Origin of the sequence: Thioalkalivibrio nitratireducens DSM 14787 (assembly GCF_000321415.2) — a bacterium.
Lineage (GTDB): Bacteria > Pseudomonadota > Gammaproteobacteria > Ectothiorhodospirales > Ectothiorhodospiraceae > Thioalkalivibrio > Thioalkalivibrio nitratireducens.
Genome location: NC_019902.2, coordinates 3,576,599 through 3,597,928, shown reverse-complemented (window position 1 = coordinate 3,597,928; position 21,330 = coordinate 3,576,599). Strand labels below are relative to the sequence as shown.

At 67.3% G+C, this 21,330-nt stretch carries 16 protein-coding genes and 2 pseudogenes; 11 read left to right on the top strand and 7 right to left on the bottom strand.

The window, feature by feature from the left end:
- Position 1: 1 nt before the first annotated feature.
- Both TVNIR_RS16455 and TVNIR_RS16450 read right to left on the bottom strand, forming a co-directional pair.
- Positions 2–628, bottom strand: a complete 627-nt coding sequence (locus tag TVNIR_RS16455) for a hypothetical protein (RefSeq protein ID WP_015260208.1) — start codon at positions 626–628, stop codon at positions 2–4.
- Positions 629–636: 8 nt separating this feature from the next.
- The gene (locus tag TVNIR_RS16450; protein ID WP_015260207.1) at positions 637–3,045 is read right to left on the bottom strand and encodes a penicillin-binding protein 1A; all 2,409 of its coding nucleotides are present in this window, start codon (positions 3,043–3,045) and stop codon (positions 637–639) included.
- Positions 3,046–3,197: 152 nt separating this feature from the next.
- On the opposite strand from TVNIR_RS16450, the gene TVNIR_RS16445 reads away from it, so the two are divergent.
- The 8 genes and pseudogenes from TVNIR_RS16445 (at position 3,198) to TVNIR_RS16410 (ending at position 13,508) form a co-directional block, all read left to right on the top strand.
- Positions 3,198–4,265 carry a pilus assembly protein PilM gene (locus TVNIR_RS16445; RefSeq protein WP_015260206.1) on the top strand — a complete coding sequence of 356 codons (1,068 nt, stop codon included), beginning with the start codon at positions 3,198–3,200 and terminating at the stop codon, positions 4,263–4,265.
- Entirely contained in the window at positions 4,262–4,837 is a 576-nt protein-coding gene (locus tag TVNIR_RS16440) for a PilN domain-containing protein (RefSeq protein ID WP_015260205.1), read from the top strand. Before TVNIR_RS16445 ends, TVNIR_RS16440 begins: the two co-directional genes overlap by 4 nt.
- A complete protein-coding gene (locus TVNIR_RS16435) occupies positions 4,837–5,418 on the top strand; it encodes a type IV pilus inner membrane component PilO (RefSeq protein ID WP_015260204.1) in 582 nt (193 codons plus the stop codon). Before TVNIR_RS16440 ends, TVNIR_RS16435 begins: the two co-directional genes overlap by 1 nt.
- Positions 5,418–5,954: a pilus assembly protein PilP gene (locus TVNIR_RS16430; protein WP_015260203.1), complete on the top strand. Its 537-nt coding sequence runs from the start codon at positions 5,418–5,420 to the stop codon at positions 5,952–5,954. Before TVNIR_RS16435 ends, TVNIR_RS16430 begins: the two co-directional genes overlap by 1 nt.
- Positions 5,951–8,154, top strand: a pseudogene (gene pilQ / locus TVNIR_RS21145) (type IV pilus secretin PilQ). The gene TVNIR_RS16430 and the pseudogene pilQ overlap by 4 nt, the downstream one beginning before the upstream one ends.
- A 6-nt stretch (positions 8,155–8,160) precedes the next feature.
- Complete coding sequence (locus TVNIR_RS16420) at positions 8,161–12,441, top strand: beta strand repeat-containing protein (protein ID WP_157092299.1); 4,281 nt, start codon at positions 8,161–8,163, stop codon at positions 12,439–12,441.
- Positions 12,442–12,632: 191 nt separating this feature from the next.
- Positions 12,633–13,187: a shikimate kinase gene (locus TVNIR_RS16415; protein ID WP_015260199.1), complete on the top strand. Its 555-nt coding sequence runs from the start codon at positions 12,633–12,635 to the stop codon at positions 13,185–13,187.
- A gap of 96 nt (positions 13,188–13,283) precedes the next feature.
- A complete protein-coding gene (locus tag TVNIR_RS16410) occupies positions 13,284–13,508 on the top strand; it encodes a hypothetical protein (RefSeq protein WP_015260198.1) in 225 nt (74 codons plus the stop codon).
- Between the two features lie 146 nt (positions 13,509–13,654).
- Here the strand turns inward: TVNIR_RS16410 and TVNIR_RS16405 are convergent, their stop codons facing one another.
- Entirely contained in the window at positions 13,655–14,065 is a 411-nt protein-coding gene (locus TVNIR_RS16405; RefSeq protein WP_006747114.1) for a YybH family protein, read from the bottom strand.
- 102 nt (positions 14,066–14,167) lie between these two features.
- Here TVNIR_RS16405 and TVNIR_RS16400 point away from each other — a divergent pair, with 102 nt between their 5' ends.
- Positions 14,168–15,049: a PfkB family carbohydrate kinase gene (locus TVNIR_RS16400; protein WP_015260197.1), complete on the top strand. Its 882-nt coding sequence runs from the start codon at positions 14,168–14,170 to the stop codon at positions 15,047–15,049.
- A gap of 3 nt (positions 15,050–15,052) precedes the next feature.
- Here the strand turns inward: TVNIR_RS16400 and TVNIR_RS16395 are convergent, their stop codons facing one another.
- The 4 genes from TVNIR_RS16395 to TVNIR_RS16380 all read right to left on the bottom strand — a co-directional run bounded on the left by TVNIR_RS16395 (position 15,053) and on the right by TVNIR_RS16380 (position 18,178).
- The gene (locus TVNIR_RS16395) at positions 15,053–15,355 is read right to left on the bottom strand and encodes a hypothetical protein (protein WP_015260196.1); all 303 of its coding nucleotides are present in this window, start codon (positions 15,353–15,355) and stop codon (positions 15,053–15,055) included.
- A gap of 68 nt (positions 15,356–15,423) precedes the next feature.
- Positions 15,424–16,551: an alkaline phosphatase family protein gene (locus TVNIR_RS16390; RefSeq protein WP_015260195.1), complete on the bottom strand. Its 1,128-nt coding sequence runs from the start codon at positions 16,549–16,551 to the stop codon at positions 15,424–15,426.
- A gap of 65 nt (positions 16,552–16,616) precedes the next feature.
- Complete coding sequence (locus TVNIR_RS16385) at positions 16,617–16,931, bottom strand: BolA family protein (RefSeq protein ID WP_015260194.1); 315 nt, start codon at positions 16,929–16,931, stop codon at positions 16,617–16,619.
- Positions 16,932–17,350: 419 nt separating this feature from the next.
- Positions 17,351–18,178, bottom strand: a complete 828-nt coding sequence (locus TVNIR_RS16380) for a TatD family hydrolase (protein ID WP_015260193.1) — start codon at positions 18,176–18,178, stop codon at positions 17,351–17,353.
- A 266-nt stretch (positions 18,179–18,444) separates the two neighbouring features.
- Between TVNIR_RS16380 and pepN the strand changes: the two genes are divergently transcribed.
- The gene (pepN, locus tag TVNIR_RS16375; RefSeq protein WP_043739860.1) at positions 18,445–21,075 is read left to right on the top strand and encodes an aminopeptidase N; all 2,631 of its coding nucleotides are present in this window, start codon (positions 18,445–18,447) and stop codon (positions 21,073–21,075) included.
- A 1-nt stretch (position 21,076) separates the two neighbouring features.
- Positions 21,077–21,269: pseudogene (locus TVNIR_RS20860) on the top strand (hypothetical protein).
- Positions 21,270–21,330 lie beyond the last annotated feature (61 nt).

The following is a 21,330-nucleotide window of genomic DNA, read 5'->3' as shown; positions in this document are numbered from 1 at the left end:
GTCAATCCGCCGAGGCCGGGTCGTTCGCCTCGCTCTCCGCGATCAGTTCCCGCACTCCGGCCAGTCCCAGCCGCCGCATCGGCCGGCCGTCGATCGGGGAGGGGGGCGCCTGGCGGATGCCGTCGGTCGGGAACACGGTCAGTTCGATCTCCGTGTCGTCGGGCCCGCGGAAGCTGAGGTAGGGCACGCGCAGGCCGGCCCCGCCGCCGCGGTACTGCCGTTCGCCGGTGTGGCAGGCAATGCCGCGATCACCCAGCCGGATGATGACCTCCTCGACCGTCTCCGCGAAACCGTGCAGGTTGATCACCGCCTGCGGCTGAAGTACCCCCAGCAGCAGCGGCCCCACCAGGCGCGGCTCGAACTCGGACAGGCGTTCCATCACCAGTGCCGCGGCGCGCAGCCGGTCTCGGTACTCGCGCCGGGTGTCCGCCGTCGCGAACAGCCGGCTGCGTTCGAGCAGCGCGCTCTCGACCTCGGTATTGGCGGGGAGGTCGCGCCGCGCGTCGACCCCCAGGTGCTCCGCGGCCTTGCGTTTGGCGAGGCCGTAGTCCCGCACCCCCTCCTCGAGGATGATTCGGGCGGCCTCCTCGGCCAGCAGTTGTCGGGTACGCGATTCCGGTGTGGCCATCGTCGTGCTCAGAAGATGAACTCGGGCTGGGCCCCGATTGTGGGCGCGGTTCCGTCTTCGGTCGCGGGTTCGGCCGGGTCCGGGGCCCAGGTGCCATGCTCGGGGATCTGCGCCGGCAGCAGCCATTCGCGTTGTCCGCGCGGGTCGTCGTCGCGCGCACGCTGTCCGGTCTCCGGCAGCAGGACTACCTCGACCAGATCGTCGGGCCGCGATACCGGGGCCTCGGGTCGCCCCGCCAGCGCCTGCTCCATGAACCCCATCCAGATCGGCAGCGCGGCCCGGCCGCCGCTTTCTCCGGAGCCGAGCTCCCGGTTGTCGTCGAAGCCGATCCACGCGGTCCCGACGATGTCGGCGTTGAAACCGGCGAACCAGGCATCCCGGTAGGAGTTCGTGGTGCCGGTCTTGCCGCCCAGGTCGGCGCGCCCCAGTTCCTGGGCTCGGCGGCCGGTGCCGGACCGGATCACGCCCTTCAGCATCTCGCTCATCTGCCAGGCCACACCCGGGTCCAGCATCGGTACCGGCTCTGCGAAACGAAGGGCGCCATGGCTCGTGGCCAGTTCCAGATTCTGGCCCGCGGGCTGCGCGCACGGCTCGGGGCAGGTGCGCGGCGTCGCCGCCTGGTACAGCAGGCTGCCGTCGCCGTCCTCGATGCGCCCGATCAGCCACGGCGTGGTCAGCTTGCCGCCGTTGGCAAACAGCGCGTAGGCGTTGTTCAGTTCCACCGGCGTCAGCGTGCCGGTGCCCAGCGCCATCGACAGGTTCCGGGGGTGCTGTTCCAGGTCCAGGCCGAACCGAACCAGATCGTCGTGCACCCCGTTCACCCCCAGGCTGTTCAGCAGCCGGATCGAGGCCAGGTTGCGCGAACTCGCCAACGCTTCGCGCATCGGCGTCGGGCCGCGGAAGCTGCGCGAATAGTTTTCCGGTCGCCATTCCGCGCCCAATGCCGGGTCGCTGAGCACCAGCGGCGCATCCACCAGGGTGCTGGTCGGGGGCATGCCCTGCTGCAGGGCCAGCGCATAGATGATCGGCTTGAACGCGGATCCGGGCTGGCGCTCGGCCTGCAGTGCACGGTCGAATCGATTCTCGAAGAAATCGAAACCGCCCGCGAGCGCGAGAATCGCGCCGTCCTGCGGTGCCTGGGCCACCAGTGCGCCGGAGACTTCGGGGCGCTGGCTCAGGCGCCAGCCATCGTCCCCGGTGCGTTCGATCCGGATCACGTCGCCGCGCCGGAACCGGTCGGATACTCGCCCCTGCTGCCTAATCGCCCAGCTCAGCGCGTCCCGGCCCAGCCGGATCGTGCCGCGTCCGAGCGCGTCCACCTCGAGGCCCTGGCCGTCCGCCTGCAGGACGATTGCGGGTACCAGCCTGCGGCCGCTGACGCCGAGGCCGCGCAGGGTTTCCATGCGCGCGCCGGCATCGGCGGTCACGGTCTCGTCGAGGCGCATCTCCGGGCCGCGGTACCCGTGGCGCCGGTCGTAGGCCACCAGGCCCTCGCGCAACGCGCGGTTCGCCGCCTCCTGGGCCTCGGGGTCGATCGTTGTGTAGACCTTCAGGCCGCGAGTATAGGCCTCGTCGCCCCACAGGTTCACCACGACCTGACGCGCGGTCTCGGCCACCCAGTGGGCATCGACCTCGACCGCTGTGACGTGGCGCTGTGACAGCACTGGCCGGGCGTGCGCCGCGGCGTGTTCCTCGGGCGTGATCAGCTCGAGATCCAGCATGCGCCGCAGCACGTAATTGCGCCGGATCGTCGCGCGCTCCGGGCTGGTCACCGGGTTGGTCGTCGACGGTGCCTTCGGCAGGCCGGCCAGGATCGCGATCTGGTCGAGTTCGAGTTCCTCCAGCGGTCGGTCAAAATAGACGCGCGCCGCCGCGGCAACCCCGTAGGCCCGCTGTCCGAGATAGATCTTGTTCAGATAGAGTTCGAGGATCTGTTCCTTCGAAAGCTCCCGTTCGATCTGCACCGCGAGGAAGATCTCGCGGATCTTGCGCTCGTAGGTGCGTTCACGGGTCAGAAAGAAGTTGCGGGCCAGCTGCATCGTGATCGTGCTGCCGCCCTGCGTGCGCTCGCCGGTGCTGAAAAGGTTGATCCCGGCGCGCAGCAGCCCGACCGGATCGACCCCGTGGTGGCGGTGGAATCGTTCGTCCTCGGCGGCCACGAAGGCCTGCAGCAGGCGCTCGGGCATGTCTTCGATCGGCACCGGCTCGCGCCGCTGCTCGGCGAATTCGCCGAGCAGCGTGCCGTCGTCGGTATAGATCCGAAGAGGCGTCTGAAGCCGGACTTCGCGCAGCGAATCGACCGCAGGAAGAGTGGGTGCATAGTAAAGATATAGACCGAACAGAGCCGCGGCGGCGGCGCTCGCGCCGCCTATTGCAAGGGCCAGCAGGGCCAGAATCACTCGAATGACAACGGGCATGATTTGGAGATTGCTTCGTTAGGGAATGTGCTGCGGATAAAGTCGCTTGCAGCGACCTCTTCGAGCGAACTATGATCCACTGAAAGATTAGGCGGATGGTAGAACCGTACCGTATTATAACCGGTACGATACGCGAATAACCGGGGGGCAGTGTGCTCGGTCTGGGGAAAAAGCACCAGGCTCTGCTCGGCGTCGACTTCAGCGCAGCATCAATCAAGGTGCTGGAACTGAGTCGCAGCGGCAGCGGCTACAAGGTGGAGGCGTTCGCGGTCGAGCCGTTGCCGGAAGGCGCCGTCGTCGACAAGGAATGCCGGGATACCGAGGCGATCGGGACAGCGCTGGTTCGTGCGATCAAGCGCTCAGGCACCCACCTTCGCCAATGCGCGATGGCCGTGCCCTCGTCCACGATCATTACCCGGACGCTGCGCCTGTCGAGCAAGCTCTCCGAGTCGGAACTCGAGGGGCAGGTGAGCGTCGAGGCCGACCAGTACATCCCCTATAACCTCGACGAGGTCAGCCTCGACTTCCAGGTGCTCGGGAAGAATGCTGGCAACCCGGAACTGACTGACGTGCTGGTAGTGGCCTCGCGCCGCGAACACGTCGAATCCAGAGTCGCGATTGCCGAGGCCGCCAGGCTGACCCCCGAAGTGGTTGATGTCGAGGCCTATGCGGTCGAACACGCCACCGGCCTGATGCTCGAACAGTTGCCGGACCGGGACGAGAAACCGATCGTTGCGGTCATCGACGTCGGATCGTCGGTCACCACTGTTTACGTGATCAGCCAGGAGCAGGGCGTGATCTACACGCGCGAGCAGGACTTCGGCGGCCGCCTGCTCACCGAGGAAATCATGCGCCGCTACGACATGGACATGCAGCAGGCGGGCAATGCCAAGATCCACGGGGATCTTCCGCCCGACTACGCCGCGGGCGTGCTCGAGCCCTTCAAGCAGAGCATGATGGACCAGGTGCAGCGCCTGCTGCAGTACTTCTACGTGACCCGCCCCCACGATTCGATCGACCAGATCTTCCTGGGCGGCGGCTGTGCCGCGATCCCGGGGATCGACGAAATGCTCGAGGAAGTCACCGGTACCCCGGTCGTGATCGCTAACCCGTTCCGGAAAATGCCCCTGGCGCGGCGCATCAATCAGCAGCGCTTCCTGAACGACGCGCCGGCCACCCTGACCGCCTGCGGGTTGGCACTGCGGGGGTTCGCGGGATGATCTATGTCAACCTGCTCCCCTGGCGGGAAAAGCGTCGCGCGCTGCGCCAGAAGCGGTTCTATGCGTTGGCCGGGGGCGCCGCGCTGGTGGGGATATTGCTGGTGTTCGCCGCGCACCTGTACATGAACGCACGCATTGAGCACCAGCAGAACCGGAACCAGTTGCTGCAGTCCGAGATCCGCACATTGGACCGGCAGATCGCCCGGATCCGGGAACTGGACCGCCAGCGTCAGAACCTGGTGGACCGGATCGAGGTGATCCAGACTCTCCAGGCGAGTCGGCCCGAGGCCGTGCACTTGTTCGATGAGTTGGTGCTGACCCTTCCGGAAGGCACCTTCTACCGCGAGCTGAGGCAGGAACGCAGCCGCCTGCGCATGGTCGGGCGCGCCGAATCGAACGCGCGGATATCCGCGCTGATGCGACGCGTCGACGCCTCGTCCTGGCTCAGCGACTCGACGCTGCAGATCATCGAGACACGGCAGGAAGGCCGCCTGCAGGTCCGCGACTTCCGGCTCGAGGCGACGCAGACCCGGCCGAGCGCCGATGCGGAGCAGGGAGAGGGGGCATCCTGATGGACCTCAAGTCGATCAATGAGATCGATTTCCGCAACCTTGGCGAGGCGCCGGTCGTCGTCAAAGTGGCCATCATCGCGCTGATTGTCGCGGTGCTGGCCGGGGCCGGGTTCTGGTACTTCATCAAGGACCAGGTCGAGACACTCGACCGCGAGGAGCGCCGGGAGGTGCAGCTGCGCGTCGAATTCGAAGAGAAACAGGAGCGCGCGGCCAACCTGGCAGCCTACGAGGAGCAGTTGGCCGAGATGGAGCGCATGTTCGCGTCGCTGGTGCAGCTGCTTCCCAGCACGGCGGAGATCCCCAGCCTGCTCGTGGACATCTCCCAGACCGCGCTGTCGGTGGGGCTCGAGATCGAGCTGTTCCAGCCAAGAGGCGAGGCCAACCGCACGTTCTACGCAGAGGTGCCGATCCAGTTGCGGGTGCGCGGCAACTACGAGCAACTCGCCGAGTTCGTCAGCGGTATCTCCGCGATGCCGCGCATCGTCACCGTGCACGACGCCTTCATCCGGCCTGGTTCGTCCGACGACGACCTGCTGATGGATGCCATCGCCCGGACCTACCGCTACCTGGAGGGAACCTGATGCGTCTGGCCGCGCGCGCCTGGCCCCTGCTGTTGGCCGTCGGGCTGGTGCTGCCGGTATTGTCGGGCTGTCAGCGCGACATGTCCGATCTGCACGAGTACATCGCCAAGATCAACGCCCGGCCCGGAGGGGATATCGAACCGATTCCAACCATCGACCCGCACGAACCGTACCTGTACCCGGGGCACGAGCGCTCGCCGTTCGACTCCTCGGTGATCGAACGGCCACTGCCACCCCCGCCGACCGGGGTCCCGGGAGAAGTCGACATCGATTTCGACCGCCCGCGCGAACCGCTGGAAAGTTTCCCGCTGGATTCGCTGCGCATGGTGGGCTCGCTGGAACAGGAGGGCGTGCGCTACGCGTTGGTGCGGACCCCGGACCGCACCATCCAGACCGTTCGGCCCGGCAATCACATGGGCCAGAACTTCGGACGCGTGGTCGAGATCACGACGCGGGAGATCCTCCTGATCGAGGTCGTACCGGACGCCTTCGGCGGCTACGTGGAACGCGAGAACACCATCTCGCTGTCGGAATGAGCACCCTGGGAGAACCCGCCATGCATTTCGAACCCCATCCGAATTCCGACGCCGGAAATGTTGCAGGCCATTGGCACCGGAGCCTGGCCCGCAGCGTGGCCGTCTGGCTCGCGGCCTTCTGCCTGCTGCTGGCAGGCCCGCTGCCGGCGCAGGAATTGCTCGACATCCGCGGCGCGAACCTGGGCGCCGAGCAGGTGCAGCTGAGCCTGCGCTTCTCGGAACCGCCGCCCGAAGCGCGCATCTTCGTGATCGACTCGCCCCCGCGCATCGCACTCGACCTGCCCGGCGTTTCGAACCACATGCGCGACCGCACCACCGAGATCAATATCGGGCCGCTGCTGTCGGCCACCGCAGTCGAGGCGGGCGACCGCACCCGCGTGATCCTGAACCTCGCGCGCAGCTCCGACTACCAGAGCCGGGTCGAGGGCAACGAACTCGTGCTGACCGTCGGGCGCGGCGCCGGTGAGGTGGATCGCGTTGCCCGGGCGCCGGAGGCACCGGCCGTGGCGCCCGAACGGGCGGCGCCGGCGGTGAGGCGCCTCCCGCCCGCCCGCCCGGCGTGCGCAGTGCCCGGCCGCCCGAGATCGTCGACGTCGACTTCCGCCGCGGCGAGGACGGCCAGGGGCGCGTGCTGGTCGAGCTGTCGCGCCCCGGAGTCACCGTCGACGTGCAGGAACAGGCCGGCCGGGTCGAGCTGGTGTTCCCGCGCGTGCGGATCGACGACCGCCTCGAGCGGCGGCTGGACGTGGTCGACTTCGCGACCCCGGTGACCCACATCGACACCCAGCGCGAGCGCGACGACCGCGTGCGCATGACCGTGTATGGCGCCGGCGAGTACGACGTCCTGTCGTACCAGACCGACCGTACCTACGTGCTCGAACTGGCCCCCCTGACCGAAGAGGAGCGCGAGGCGCTGCGCATTGAGCGCGAGGAGTTCGTCGGCGAGCGGCTGTCGCTGAACTTCCAGGACATCGAAGTCCGGTCGGTATTGCAGTTGCTGGCCGATTTCACCGACATCAACATCGTCGTCAGCGACAGCGTGACCGGCAACATCACGCTGCGCCTGAACAACGTGCCCTGGGACCAGGCGCTCGAGATCATCCTGCAGACCCGGGGGCTGGACAAGCGCGTCACCGGCAACGTGATGTACGTCGCGCCCACCCAGGAGATCGCGGCGCGCGAGCGGCTGATCCTCGAGGCCCAGCGCGACCGGCGCGAGCTCGAGCCGCTGCGTACCGAGTATATTCGGTTGAATTTTGCTCGAGCCGCTGATTTGCGGGATCTCATGCAGACGGGTAGAGGTGACCGGGATCAGCGCCTTGGTGTCCTTTCAGATCGTGGGAGCGTCGCAGTGGACGCAGGAACGAATACCCTGATCGTTCAAGATGTCTCGGACCAGATCGCTGATGTGCGTCGTCTCGTCGCTGAGCTTGATCAGCCCCTTCGTCAGGTATTGATTGAGACGCGTATCGTGATCGCGTCCGACACGTACCGGCGAGATCTTGGCGCCCGGTTCGGCGTCGCCGCAGGCACCCGGCAGGGTCGCTCCAATATCGGTTTGGGAAGCGGTATCGAAGACTCTTCTGGCATCGCGGAAGGCATAGCGGATGGAGAGCGTTTTCGGCCGGATTTCTTGAACGTGGCGTTACCGGCATTGGGGGGCGGTGCCCCCAGTGTGGGCCTGAGCATCCTGCGGCCCAACATCCTCCTCGACCTCGAACTGAGTGCGTTGCAGGCGGAGGGCCGCGGTGAGGTCGTATCCAACCCGAGGCTGATCACCGCAACCGGGACCACGGCTGTTATCAAGCAGGGGGCTGAGATTCCATTCGAAACGACGCGGGACGGTGACCGTCAGGTTGAGTTCAAGGATGCCCTTCTGATGACAGAAGTCACGCCGCGGATTACGCCGGATGGCAACGTCATTATGGACATCAAGGTTACCAGGGATGAGCCGGATTTCAGCCAAACAGTGTTGGGACAGCCTTTGATCAGCAAACGGGAGGTGGACACCCAAGTCATGGTCGCGAGCGGTGAGACCGTGGTCCTCGGTGGGGTGTACGAGATTTCGAGTGCCACTTCACGAAACATGGTCCCGTTTCTCGGCGAGGTGCCTTTTCTTGGGGCTTTCTTCCGGGAGCGAACAAATACTAACGAGAAGGCTGAACTCCTGATCTTCGTGACCCCGCGGGTACTCGACTAGCGTCGCATGACGAACCCGGAAACCGACATCAAGAACTCAGAGGGAACTTCGATGCTGCCTGTACGCGCCGTAGTGAGCGTTTTCTGGATCGTCCTGCTGTCGCGTGTCGTGGCCTTCTGCGGCATGGGCGGCGGTATTCGGGGAGATGGGGCATCGGTGTGTAGTCGTGGAAACGTTCCGCCGCCAGTGCCGGCCAATGCGTACAGCGAGGTGAACAAAGTGTTTGGAACCTTTGGGGAGCTGAAACGGTTTTGGTGGGGTGCCGCGCTTGTTGTGCTGGCTAGCTTCTCGCTTTCGGCATGTGGAGGGGGGGGAGGCGCATCGCCTTTCATGGAAGCCCCCGTGGTATCGATCAACGTCACGGAAGTGACGGTTTCCCCGGGCGGCTCGGTTCGGATGGGGGTATTGCTCGACAGGCCCGCACCGAACCGAATCTCCATCGGACTGGTGGCTCCCGGGGCGGGCGATGACTTCGTGTTGCCAGCATCCGTTTCGGTCTCGGCCGGCAGCAGTTCGGCGCAGTTCACGGTGGAGGCAGCGGCCGATGCAATGGACAAGGCTGTGCAGATCGTGCTTTCGTCGGGTACCGGCTACACGCTGGGCGCCCCTACGGAAGCCACGGTGACGGCCAGTCCCGAACTGTTGCCTGAGGTGGAGTTGGCGGGAGGGAACACGGAACTGTTCCCCGGGGCCTCCACGGTCTATGCACTCCGTCTTCCGGCACCCGCAGCCGAAGATATTGCCGTCAATTTGCTAACGGTCGGTAACTCGGAACAGTTTTCCGTGCCCGGCGCGGTGATTATTCCGCGGGGGCAAAGTGCCGCGGCCTTCCGCGTGGAGGCGTCGCCGAGTGCACAGCTCGGAGCCAGTGTTGAGCTGAGTATTGCATCCGGCGCGCGCTACAACGTGGGAATACCCTCCAGCGCCACACTGACCATCGGTCCGGGGCTGGCCCCCGTGGCCCGGCTGGAGGGCGGCGCCAGCACTCTGGCCCCCGGCAGCGAGACCCGCTATGTCGTTGCGCTGAATCAGCCGGCGGCGACGGACATCACGCTGAACCTCGCAACCACCGGCGCCCTCGCGCAGTTCCAGGTGCCGGAAAACGTCGTGATCCCGGCCGGCCAGAGCGCTGCCGGCTTTTCGGTCGAGGCGATTCCGAACGCGCTGCTGGGCGCAGCGATCCAGATCAACCTCGTGGCCGGAGGCGGCTACACGGTGGGGACTCCGCTCAGTGCGAATGTCACGGTAGGTTCTGATCTGTTGCCGGAGGTCTCGCTGGTCGGCGGCGACAGTAGTCTCGCACCAGGGAGTGAGACGCGTTACGCGGTCGAACTGGACCAGCCGGCGCCCAGCGCCGTCACCGTGAACCTGGTACTGACCGGTGACAGCGGCGAGTTCACTGCCCCGGCATCGGTCGTCATACCCGCGGGCCGCAGTGCCGAGAGTTTTGTCGTGAGCGCATCCATGGACGCGCAGGTGGGAGCCTCCGTTCAGCTCACCATCGTTCCGGGTGCCACGTACCGGGTGGGAGCACCGAACAGCGCGACGATCTCAATCGTTGCCGATCAGCTTCCGGAAGCGACGCTTCTGGGCGGCAACGCCAACATCGCGCCAGGAGGCGGCGCGACCTACGTCGTCGAGCTGAGTCGCCCGGCACAACGCGAGTTGCCGGTGAACCTCGCCGTCTCGGGAGACACCGGCCAGTTCGGGTTCCCGAGCTCGGTAACCGTGCCCGCGGGTGCGAGCTCGGCCAGTTTCCAGGTCACGGGAAACGCGGACGCGCTGCTCGGGGCCAGCATCGAGATCAACTTGGTGGCTGGGCCTGGATACATCGTCGGCTCGCCGAGTTCTGGGAGCGTCACGATCGGCGAGGGCCTCGCGGTGGTGGCCTCGCTGGTCGGCGGCGACAGCACCCTGTCACCCGGTGCCCAGACGCAGTACGTGATCTTGTTGAACCAGCGTGCCGCGAGTTCCGTCACGGTGAACTTGACGACGTCCGGCGACAGTGGCCAGTTCGATGTTCCCGCCTCGGTCACGATACCGGCCGGTGCCAGTTCCGGAGCATTTTCGGTCTCGGCGTCCGACACCGCGACGGCCGGTGCCGCGGTCCAGATCAATCTTGCACCAGGTGAGGATTACACAATCGGCACACCCGCGACCGCGACCGTGACCGTCGGGACGCAAGTATTGCCGCAGGTGAGTTTGGTCGGGGGTAACGTGACGATCGCGCCCGGGGATTCCACCACCTATCTGTTGCTCCTCGACCAGCCGACTGCGACTGATATCAGCGTGAACCTCGCGGTGGCGGGTGCGACCGACCGCTTTACGGTCCCGGCAACGGTTCCCATCGACGCCGGCGAGAGTTCGGCGACGTTTCTCGTGGAAGCCGGGCCGGATGCGGAGGGTCAGTCGATCGAGATACTCTTGGCGGCCGGGGTGGGTTACACGGTGGGAGCGCCGTCCAGCGTGACCGTGACCGGCGGCCCGGCCGTGGGGCCGGTGGAGCCGGTGGGCAGCGTGGTCCTGCTGGCCAGCAGTCCGCAGCTGTCCTCGTCGGGGCAGGATACGGTCACGTTGACGGCATTCGTGCGCAACGCGAACAACGTGCTGATGGAGGGGGTGCCGGTCAGCTTTGCTGCGGACAACGACGGGACGCTGTTGGTGACCCGTGCGGTGACCGACGCCTCCGGTACGGCCCAGGCCGAGCTGTCCACCGCGGGCAACAAGACCAACCGCACGATCACCGCGACGGCGACCGCCGACGGCATCAGTGACAGCGTCGAGGTGCGCGTGGTCGGGACGACCATCGCGATCAGCGGTCCCAGCGTAGCCGGCGTCGGCGACAACGTGGAGCTGACCCTGACCCTACGCGACTCGGCCGGGACGGCAATCGGCGGTGTTCCGCTGTCCGTTTCGTTCCCGGACGGCAATATTCTGAGCGACCCGAACCCCGTGACCGCCGCCAACGGCCAAGCGACCGTGACGTTGGGGCTGACCACGGAGGGAGAGAACACGGTTACCGTGAGCGGCGCCGGGGCGCAGGCAACGGCGACCATCACCGTGTCACCGGATTCGCTCGTATTCGTGACCCCGGATCCACACGCGGAGATCCCGCTCGGCACCAGCGAGCCGGTGACGGTGCGGCTCGAGAGCAACGGCGTACCCACTTCAGGCGTCGAGGTTACCTTTGTCGCCACCCGGGGTGGCTTCATACCGTCGACGATGGTTACGGACGGCGCGGGAGAGGCGACGGTGTCGATCTCCGCCAACAACGCCGGGCCATCGGTGATCACGGCCACTGCCGCGACCGGAGCCAGCGCGCAACGGGAGATTCTGTTTGTCGCGACCGTCGCGGACTCGATCACGTTGCAGGCGGAACCCGCCGTCATCGGTACCAACCTGCCGGGCGAGACCAGCGAGCAGAGCGAGATTCTGGCGGTGGTCCGCGATCCCGACGGTAACCTGGTGAAGGGCAAGACGGTCAACTTCAACTTGACCGACATCACCGGCGGCACGATCTCGCCGGCCTCGGTTGTGACCGACGTGTTCGGCCGGGCGATTACAACGTATACGGCCGGCTCAACCGCGAGCGCCCAGAATGGGGTGCGCGTCGATGCGATGGTCGCGGACACGCCCTCGGTGAACGCCTTCGTCGAGCTGACCGTGGCCCAGAAGTCTTTGTTCATCACGCTGGGAACGGGGAACGTGATCGAGCGTGACGATGTCCGCTTCTTCAAGCCGTATGGCGTCCTGATTACCGATGCCGCCGGTAACCCTGTCCCGAACGCGGAAGTCACGATAGAAGTGTTTCCTGTTGCCTATCGCAAGGGATCTTGGCAGCGAACCCCACCTGCTCCATGGGAACTCGTCGATACGCTGGATCCGTCGAATCCATCGAACGTGCTCAACCTGGGACCCAGTCATCCGCTGGATGGACGGCTGGGCTGTCTGAACGAGGACTTCACAGACCGGAACGGCATCTTTGATCCCAGTAAGGACTTCAATGGAAACGGGGTGCTCGATCCCGGCAACGTGGTCACGGTGTCGGAAGCGAACCTGACCACCGATGCCACGGGGTTCGCGGATTTCGACGTGGTGTATTTCCAGGTCTTTGCCAACTGGGTGGACGTCGAGTTGACGGCCCGGGCGCTGGTTGCCGGCAGCGAAGCGACCAAGCGCGTGTATTTCGAGCTCCCGATTGCGGCGGCGGACCTCACTTCCGGTGCTGGTCCGGCCGGGAATCCCAGTCCGTTCGGAACCTCCGATAGCTGCGCGAACCCGCTATGAGGCGGGGCGGCCCGTCAGGTTCAGTGGTGTGAACCGCTGGATCTGATGGGGATCGGAAGGCCCAGCTGGGTATCGGCACTCGTGGTCGAGCTCCTGGGACTGGCCGTATTCGGCGCTGCGGCGATGCCATCGTGCATAGGGGCGCGGCTGTGGCTTTCCAACACGCTGTTCCCGGCGTAGGCTTGCGCGCCATGGAGAACGTGGTGTTGGTGGGTCCGATGGGGGCCGGGAAAAGCACGATCGCGCGCGGCCTGGCGGCCGTGCTGAAGCGCAGTTTCGTCGACGCGGACGCGGAGATCGAAAGGCGCACGGGGGTCGATATCCCGACGATCTTCGAGTTCGAAGGCGAGGAGGGCTTCCGCCAGCGCGAGACCGAGATGCTGCGGGAACTGCTCGAACGCGAGAACATCGTGCTCGCGACCGGCGGCGGGGTCGTGATGCGGCCGGAGAACCGCGAACTCCTGAAACAGCACTGCGTGCTCTACCTGCGCGTGCCGGTGGCCGAGCAGTTCCGGCGCACGCGCAAGAGCCGCCGCCGGCCGTTGCTGAACGCCGCGGGTGACCCGCGCCAGCGCCTCGAGGAACTGTTCCGGATCCGGGACCCGCTCTACCAGGAAGTCGCGACCATCGTGCTGCAGGGCCGCAACCAGCGCGTTCGCGACGCGGTCCGCGCGGCCTGCGAAGCGCTGCAGGCCCGGCGCCCCGATCTCTGTCCGTTACAGACGCGGCGGGACGAGCAGGCCTGACCCGCCCACCGAGAGCGGGCGTCCCGACGCCCCCGAGACGTCATCCATGGTCCGCACCGAGGGTTCGTAGTAGCGTGAGCGTGGAGAGAGAGCGGGATGAGCGAACCCGACAACCTGGCTCTCGGGCAGTTGCGTCTGATGGACGGCAAGCTTGATGACCTACGCGAGCGGGTGGAGCACCTCGAAACACGCATGACGGCGCAGGAGCAGCACCTCGCTTCGCTGGTCGTGTCGCCCCCCAGAGCCTTTGATCAACTGCAGTCCCTGCGGGCCAGAATCGATCGCATCGAACAGCGCTTGGAACTCATCGAACCGGAGTAGGCACGGCCGATACGGACGCGTAGGGCGGATGACGGCCTTCGACCTGTTTCGCCCTACGCTTCTCTCAGGTTCGGGGAACGCCGGTCGCACTGACCCGGTGGATCGCTCAGCGCTTCCCCGGGACAACGGTCCTATCCGGGGTGCGTTCAGTGCAGACCCGCGGATTCGAGCGCCGGCGGCGGCGACGGATCGGGCGCGCCGTGGTGCAGCACCATCTGCCATCCCTCGGCGGTCTGGCGGTAGGCGTTGGTGGCCAGGATCACGCCGCGGCGCTGCCCGTCGACGAACAACTGCTCGCGAACATGGTGCAGCACCAGCTGGCCGTGCCCGAGCACGACCACGTCGGTGGCGCGGATTACCACGTCCTGCATCGCGGCGAGAATCTCGGCCCAGCTCTCCAGCACCGCCTCGCGTCCCTGCAGCCGCTCGCCGCCGGGATGGACGCAGACGATGTCCGGGTCGTCGGCCCAGACGCTGGTCATCAGGGACATGCTGCCTGCCTCGAAGGCCTGGTAGAACGCCTGTTCTGCTGCCTGCGCCGATTCGTACCCCGCCATCGTTCACCCCGGACGTTGTGGCTTCCCTGCATTGTACGGCGACGGCTTCGAAATGCCGATGTTCCCGCTAGAATGCGCAGGACTCCCGGCTTGGAGCAGATATTGGCACGCATTCTCGTCACCGGCATCGTTACGCTCGATCACACGCTGGACGTGGCCGAGTACCCGCCGGAGGATGCCGAGATCCGTGCGCTCGCGAGCAGCAGCCAGCCAGGCGGCAACGCCGCCAATACCGCGACGCTGCTCACGCAGGCCGGTCACCGGGTCGAGCTGGCTGCGGTGGTCGCGCAAGGCCCGGAAGGGGACGGCCTGTTGCGGGCGCTGCAGCAACGCGGGGTGTATACCGACGCTTGCGTGCGTCGGCGCGGGCACACGCCGACCTCGCATATCCTGCGTTCGCGAGCCACCGGCAGCCGCACTATCGTGCACTACCGCGACCTGCCGGAGTTCGAAGCCGCGGATTTCCGGCGCCTGGAACTCTCCGGCTACGACTGGTTCCATTTCGAGGGCCGCAACCCGGTGGAACTGCCGGCGATGCTGCGCGCCGCGCGGGCAGCGGCGACCGACCAGCCGCTTTCGCTGGAACTGGAGAAGCCGCGCGACGGGCTGGCGGCGGCGCTGCCGCTGGCGGATGTCCTGATGTTTTCCCGGGGCTGGGTTACGGGCGGTGAGCCGGAACGTTTCATCGCCGAGGCCGCGCGCGAGCGCCCCGATGCGGTGCAGACGCTGACGTGGGGGCGACGCGGCGCGTGGTTGGCGCACCGTTCGGAGGTCACCCGGTGCCCGGCATCGCCTGGTGTCGTGGTCCGCGACAGCGTCGGCGCGGGCGACAGCTTCAACGCCGGCCTGATCCACGCGCTGGTTTCCGGCCAGCCGCCGGAACGCGCGCTGGCCGACGCGGTGCAGCTCGCGGAGCGCAAGCTCGCGCAAGCCGGACTGGACGGTCTGTTCGGGGGCGTGGAGCCGGGAGCGCCTTCCGACTGACGGTCAGGCGTGCCCGGCCGGGGTATCGGTCGCCGAGTGGAAGTATTCGCTGTCCCGGCTGAGTTCATCGACCAGTTCGCGCAATACCGCCAGGCGGCTCTCCGGGTCGCTGAACGGCGCGCAGGACTCGCAGAAGGCGTCGCCGCAGGGCTGCCGGCTGTACAGCCAGAAGTGGATGGCACCGGCCAGCAGGCCATCGGCGACCTCGTTGACATCCGGGGAATGGCCGTCCGAGGAGAGCGTGTTCGCCAGGTCGATGAGTTTCTGCGCCGCGTTGTTGTAGGTTTCTTCGGTGATGTCGTTCATCGCGGGCCTCGCATGCCGTGCGTCCAGGCGGGCATTTTACCGCGACTGGGCGCGTGGGGCCTGTTCCCCTATGCCACCCCGGAAGTCCACAGGCACAGGGGAATCCGGCGCTCGGCCGGCGACCGCCCGCCATGTGCACCGTGGAAAACCGGGCCGGGATCGTCGCCGGTGGGATCGACGAGGTAGCTGTCGTCGTCCGGAAGCAGCAGGTAGTCGCCCGCGCGAGCAATCAATTCGGGATGCTGCGCTCCGGGGCCGAAGGCATCGGCATCGATCCAGTCCTGCATCGATACGACCTCCACCCGGGGCCCGAAATGGTCCTGCAGGGCGCGCCGGAACTGGCGGTGCCGCCCGGACCGGACATGGGCCAGCGCTGCCCGCGGCTCGCCGGTCAGCGGGTGCCGCAGGCAGGCGCGGGCGGGACCGGCCGTGCGCAGGTCCAGGCGCCGGCTCACCGGGCGCATGCCGTGGTCGGTGCTGGTCAGCAGCAGGGTGTCGGTGCCCGCCAGCGCCTCGCGCAGCGCACGGTACACGGTGTCGATCTCGCCGAGGTGTGCGCGGACCTCGGCGCTGGCGGGCCCGTGTTCGTGCCCGAGATGGTCGAGGAGCGACCAGTACAGGTAGGTGTAATGCGGCGCCCTGGCGGTGGCCCGGACATGGGCGCCGATCAGCGCGGGCAGTTGTTCGAGGCGCTCGTACGCCAGCACCCGTGCCGTTCCGCTCATCAGCCGGTTGTAGGCAGAGTACGCGATCGCGGCTGGTGACACGAAGGTAGTGGCACGCTCCAGCCGGTCGGCCAGCAGCCGCGGGCGGATGCGTTCCCCCAGCCGCTGCCGGCTTAGTTCCACGGAGCGCCCGGCGGCATCGGTTTCCCGACCCGGCAGGACCGTGAGGGTCGCGTTGCCCGCCGGCAGGTACGTGCGCCACCCCAGCAGGCCGTGTTGTGCCGGGCTCAGGCCGGTCAGCACGCTGGTGATGGCGGTGGCCGTGGTGCTCGGGAACAGTGACTCGAGTTCCAGCCCGAGGTCGGCCCGCAGTGCGGGCGCGTGGGCCAGGTAGTCGAGCGCAAAGCCGTCGATCAACCAGAACACCACGTGGCGGTGGGCCGCGATCCGTTCCGGGGGCAGTGCCGCGAGCGCGGGTTCCGGGTTCAGCGGTTCCCGGCAGCCGAGACCCCGCTCGAGGCTCGCGAGCAAGTGGAGAAACCCGGGCGCAGGCGGGTTCCCCGGCGGTGCTGCCGCCGGGTGGCCGCTTGGGGCACTCAGGACTTGCCGCCTCCCAGGCAGGGCGGGGAGGCGGCCACCTTCCCGGCGCGTTCGAACCATTGGTCCGGGTCGAGCGTGTGCAGCGCCAGCGCGTGGATCCCACCGGCGAGCTCCTCGGCGAGCGCCTGGTTCACCAGCCGGTGGCGGGCCACGAGTTTCTGGCCGGCGAAGGCCTCGCTGACGATCGTGACCTTGAAATGCGACTCGGAACCCGGCGGCACGTTGTGCATGTGGCTCTCGTTCACCACTTCCAAATGTACCGGGTTGAATTGGCGTTCGAGTTTCTCGGTGATGCGCTGTTGCTGCGTCATGATGCGTTCGTTTCCGTGTGGACCGTACCAGGCAACAGCATGGCGCTCTCGCCGCCCGCACGCAATTTGTCCGCTGCCGCGGATGCACTTGGCGCTCGTCCACCGGGATCGCCGCTGGCAGGCCACCAGCGGGGCGATCCCGTTGACGTGAAAATACAGCCACGGAAGGCACGGACAAGGGGCGAAAGGCGTTCTTTGCCACGGATGCACACGGATGTTTTTTGGTTGAAACCCTATCCGTGTGCATCCGTGGCTAACCTTTTTCATCGTTCGGGGTGGCCCGGAGCCATGGCAGTTAGCGTGAAATGACAGCCACGGAAATCACGGAAGATAAAACGGATCAAATCTTATTTCCCTGTCTGTCCGTGCTTTCCGTGGCTCGCCTTTTCATCTTGCAGGGTGGCGGGGGGCCATGACAGTTAGCCGGTGCCGGTGCTTTGCTGCGCGGAGGCGACGTCGGGCAGGCCGTAGAAGGCCCGGGCGTTAGCGCTGGTCTGCGCGGCAAGGGCAGGCGGTGCGGTTTCCCGAAGCCGGGCGACGTGCTCGCCGACATGGGGCAGGAACGCGGGCTCGTTACGCCGGCCGTGCGGCAGCCCTTTCGGCAGCGTGCGCGGCAGCAGGTAGGGCGCGTCGGTTTCGAGCAGCAGCCGGTTGTCCGGAATCCGCGGAACCAGTTCCTGCAGATCTTGCCCGCGGCGCTCGTCGCAGACCCAGCCGGTAATGCCGATATGGCAGTCCATTTCCAGGTAGCGGTCCAGCGCGGCCGCGTCGCTGGTGAAACAGTGCACGACCGCCGCCGGCAGCCGGTCCCGGTAGCGCTGCAGAATGTCGCCGAATTCGCGACTCGCCTCGCGCTCGTGCAGGAAGACCGGAAACCCGAGGTCGACGGCCAGCTCCAGCTGTGCCTCGAATGCCCGGCGCTGCTGGGCCGGCGTCGAGTGGTTGCGGTAGTAGTCGAGCCCCATCTCGCCCATGGCAACGACCAGCGGGTGCGAGGCGTCTTCCTCGAAGCGGTACGCGGTCTGCTCGCGCCACTGGCTGGCGTGATGCGGGTGTACGCCGAGCGTCGCGCGCATCCGCTCCGGGTATTGTTCCGCGAGTTCGATGCAGCGGCGGCTCTCGGTCTCGTCCGCGCCGGTGACCAGCAGCCAGCGGACGCCGGCCTCTGCCGCCCGTTCGATCACCGCGACCCGGTCGCGCTTGAAGCTCTCGTGCGTGAGATTCACACAGATGTCGATCCATTCCATCCCGCTATGCTAACCCGCGCGCGGTGCCGCCGACACCACCTCGGGGCGCCGCGCGTGGGTGCGTCGTTCCGGCCCGGCGCGCGGGTCCCGGGCCACGGAAAGGTCGAACGCCGGCGCATCGCGTTGCATCATGTGCCCCGGAATGCGCGAGCGCCGCGGGCGACCTGCCGCGGGCCCGCAGGAGTCGCTGCCGGGAACCCCGGGGGCGCAGCGTTGCCCATTACCACTATCCGCGATGATCCGCGTTGACGACGAAGGAACCCGGCATGAAGGATGCGACACCCAGGATGATCCTGCTGAGCGACTACCAGCCGCCCGACTGGCGCGTCGAGGCATTGGAACTGCGGTTCGAACTCGATCCCGAGGATACGCGCGCGCACTCCCGGCTGCGGGTGCGCCGCCGGGACGGCAGTGCGCCCGGTGCGCCGCTCAGGCTCCATGGGCGGGATCTGCAGCGGCTGAGCATCGCGGTGAACGGCGCCGAGCCGTCCCCCGGCGGTTGCGTGGAGGACCGCGAAGGGCTGTTGCTGAGCGGGTTGCCCGACGTCGCCGAGATCGCGATCGAGACGCGCATCCGGCCCGATGCGAACACCGCACTGGAAGGCCTGTACGTGTCCGGCGGCAGCCTCTGCACCCAGTGCGAGCCCGAGGGTTTCCGGCGCATCACGTATTTCCCGGACCGGCCGGACGTGCTCACCCGCTACCGCGTGCGCCTGGAGGCCGATGCCGCGCGCTATCCGGTGCTGCTCGCCAACGGCAACCGCGTCGATGCCGGCAGCCTGCCTGAAGGCCGCCACTATGCGGTTTGGGAAGACCCGTTCCCGAAGCCCAGCTACCTGTTCGCGCTGGTCGCCGGCGATCTCGCCTGTGTCGCGGATCGGTTCACGACCCGGTCGGGTCGCGAGGTCGCGCTGGAGATCTACGTCGAGCACCACAACCGCGAGCGTTGCGCCCACGCGCTGGCCTCGCTGCAGCGCGCGATGCGCTACGACGAGGAGGCGTTCGGACGCGAGTACGACCTGGACGTCTACATGATCGTCGCGGTCGACGACTTCAACATGGGCGCGATGGAGAACAAGGGCCTGAATCTGTTCAACGCGAAATACGTGCTCGCGAGCCCAGACACCGCCACCGACGACGACTACGTGCACATCGAGAGCGTGATCGCGCACGAGTACTTCCACAACTGGTCGGGTAACCGCGTGACCTGCCGGGACTGGTTCCAGCTATCGCTGAAGGAAGGACTCACGGTCTTTCGCGACCAGGAGTTCACGACCGACTGCACCTTGTTCGGCGTGAAGCGCGTCGATGACGTTCAGCGTCTGCGCGCGTTTCAGTTCCCCGAGGACGCCGGTCCGCTGGCGCATCCGGTGCGGCCCGATCGCTACGCCGAGATCAACAACTTCTACACGATGACCGTGTACGAGAAGGGCGCCGAGCTGATCCGGATGCTGCGCACCCTGATCGGGCGCGACGCGTTCCGGCGCGGGCTGGACCGGTATTTCCAGCGCTTCGACGGCCAGGCGGTGACCACCGACGATTTCGTCACGGTGATGGCCGAGGTCTCGGGCCGTGACCTGGCGCAATTTCAGCGCTGGTACACGCAGGCGGGTACTCCGCAGGTGACCGCGCGCACGCGCTTTGACGCACAGGCCGGCGTGTTGCAGCTCGATCTCGCCCAGCGCACGCCCCCGACACCCGGGCAGCACGAGAAGGATCCGCTGCAGGTGCCGGTTCGCGTCGCGTTGCTCGGCCGTGACGGGCGGCGGCTGTCCGCGCGGCTGGGCGGTGCTCCCGAGGCCGCCGAGTGGGTGCTGGAGCTGACCGCGGGCGAGCAGTCGTTCCAGCTCCGGGGTCTTCGCGAGCCCCCGGCCGCGGTGTCCTGGCTGCGTGGATTCTCGGCGCCGGTGTTGCTGGAGGCAGGGCAGGGCACCGATGAACTCGCGCACCTGGTCGCGAACGATGACGATGCCTTCGCCCGCTGGGATGCGGCGCAGACGCTGCTGCGGCGGGCGGTGATCGCGCGCGTCGAGGACGCCGTGGACCCCACGCTGGAGGCGGCGCTGACCACGGCCATGGCGGCGTTGCTCGAGGATTCCGCGGTCGAACCGGTGCTGCTGGCGGCGCTGCTCGAGCTGCCTGCGCATCGCGAGTTGATGGAGAGCTTCGAACGGGCCGACCCGGTCGCCGTCGACCAGGCCCGTCGTGCGGTCGAACAGTCGCTGTTCGCGCCCTTGGCCGAGCGTCTCTCGGCCCGCGCTCCGGAGCGGGCCCGCTGGGACGACGGCGCGTTCACCGCCGAAGCGATGGGCGAGCGGCGCCTGTTGAACCGTCTGCTCGCGGTTCGGGTGGCCGCCGGCGCCGAGGGCGCGCTGCAAGAGGCGGCACGGCAGTACCATGAGGCTCGCAGCCAGACGCTGGCCATGGGCGCGCTGGCGGCGGTGAACGAGAGCGCGGAATGCGTGCGCGGCGAGCTGCTGGCGGATCTCGAGCATCGCTACCGCCACGATCCGCTGGTGCTGGACAAGTGGTTCGCGCTGGAGTCCGCAAGCCAGGTGGGCGATGGCTTCGCAAGGCTCGAGCGCCTGCTCGAGCATCCCGGGTTCCGCTGGTCCAACCCGAACCGGGTGCGCGCGGTGCTGGGGCCGTTCATGGCGCAGAACCACCGACACTTTCACCGGGTGGACGGGGCAGGTTACCAGCGCATCGCCGGCTACCTGGAGCGTCTCGACGCCCTGAACCCGCAGACGGCCGCGCGCCTCGTGATACCGCTGACGCGCTGGCGGCGCCTGGACGAAGCCCGCTCGGCGCGGATGCGGGCATCGCTCGAAGAGCTCGCCGGCAAGGGCCTTTCGAAAGACCTCGCCGACGTCGTCGAACGCGGCCTGGCGAGCTAGCGTGAAAGTCACCGCCTGTCTCGTGTCCCGGGCGACCTGTAGGGCGGAATAGCGCAGCGTCATCCGCCGTACGGCGTTCGCGCCTCCCCGGCGCCTGCGGCAATCCGGGCGCCAGCTGGCGGATGACGGCCTTCGGCCTTTTCCGCCCTACGCCTCTTTCATCATCGGGGGTGGCCGCTGGCCATGACAGTTAGCACTGCTTGCGAGCGGTCGGGGGCTCGGCCGGCCGCGCTTGAGTCGCGGGCATCGGCAGCT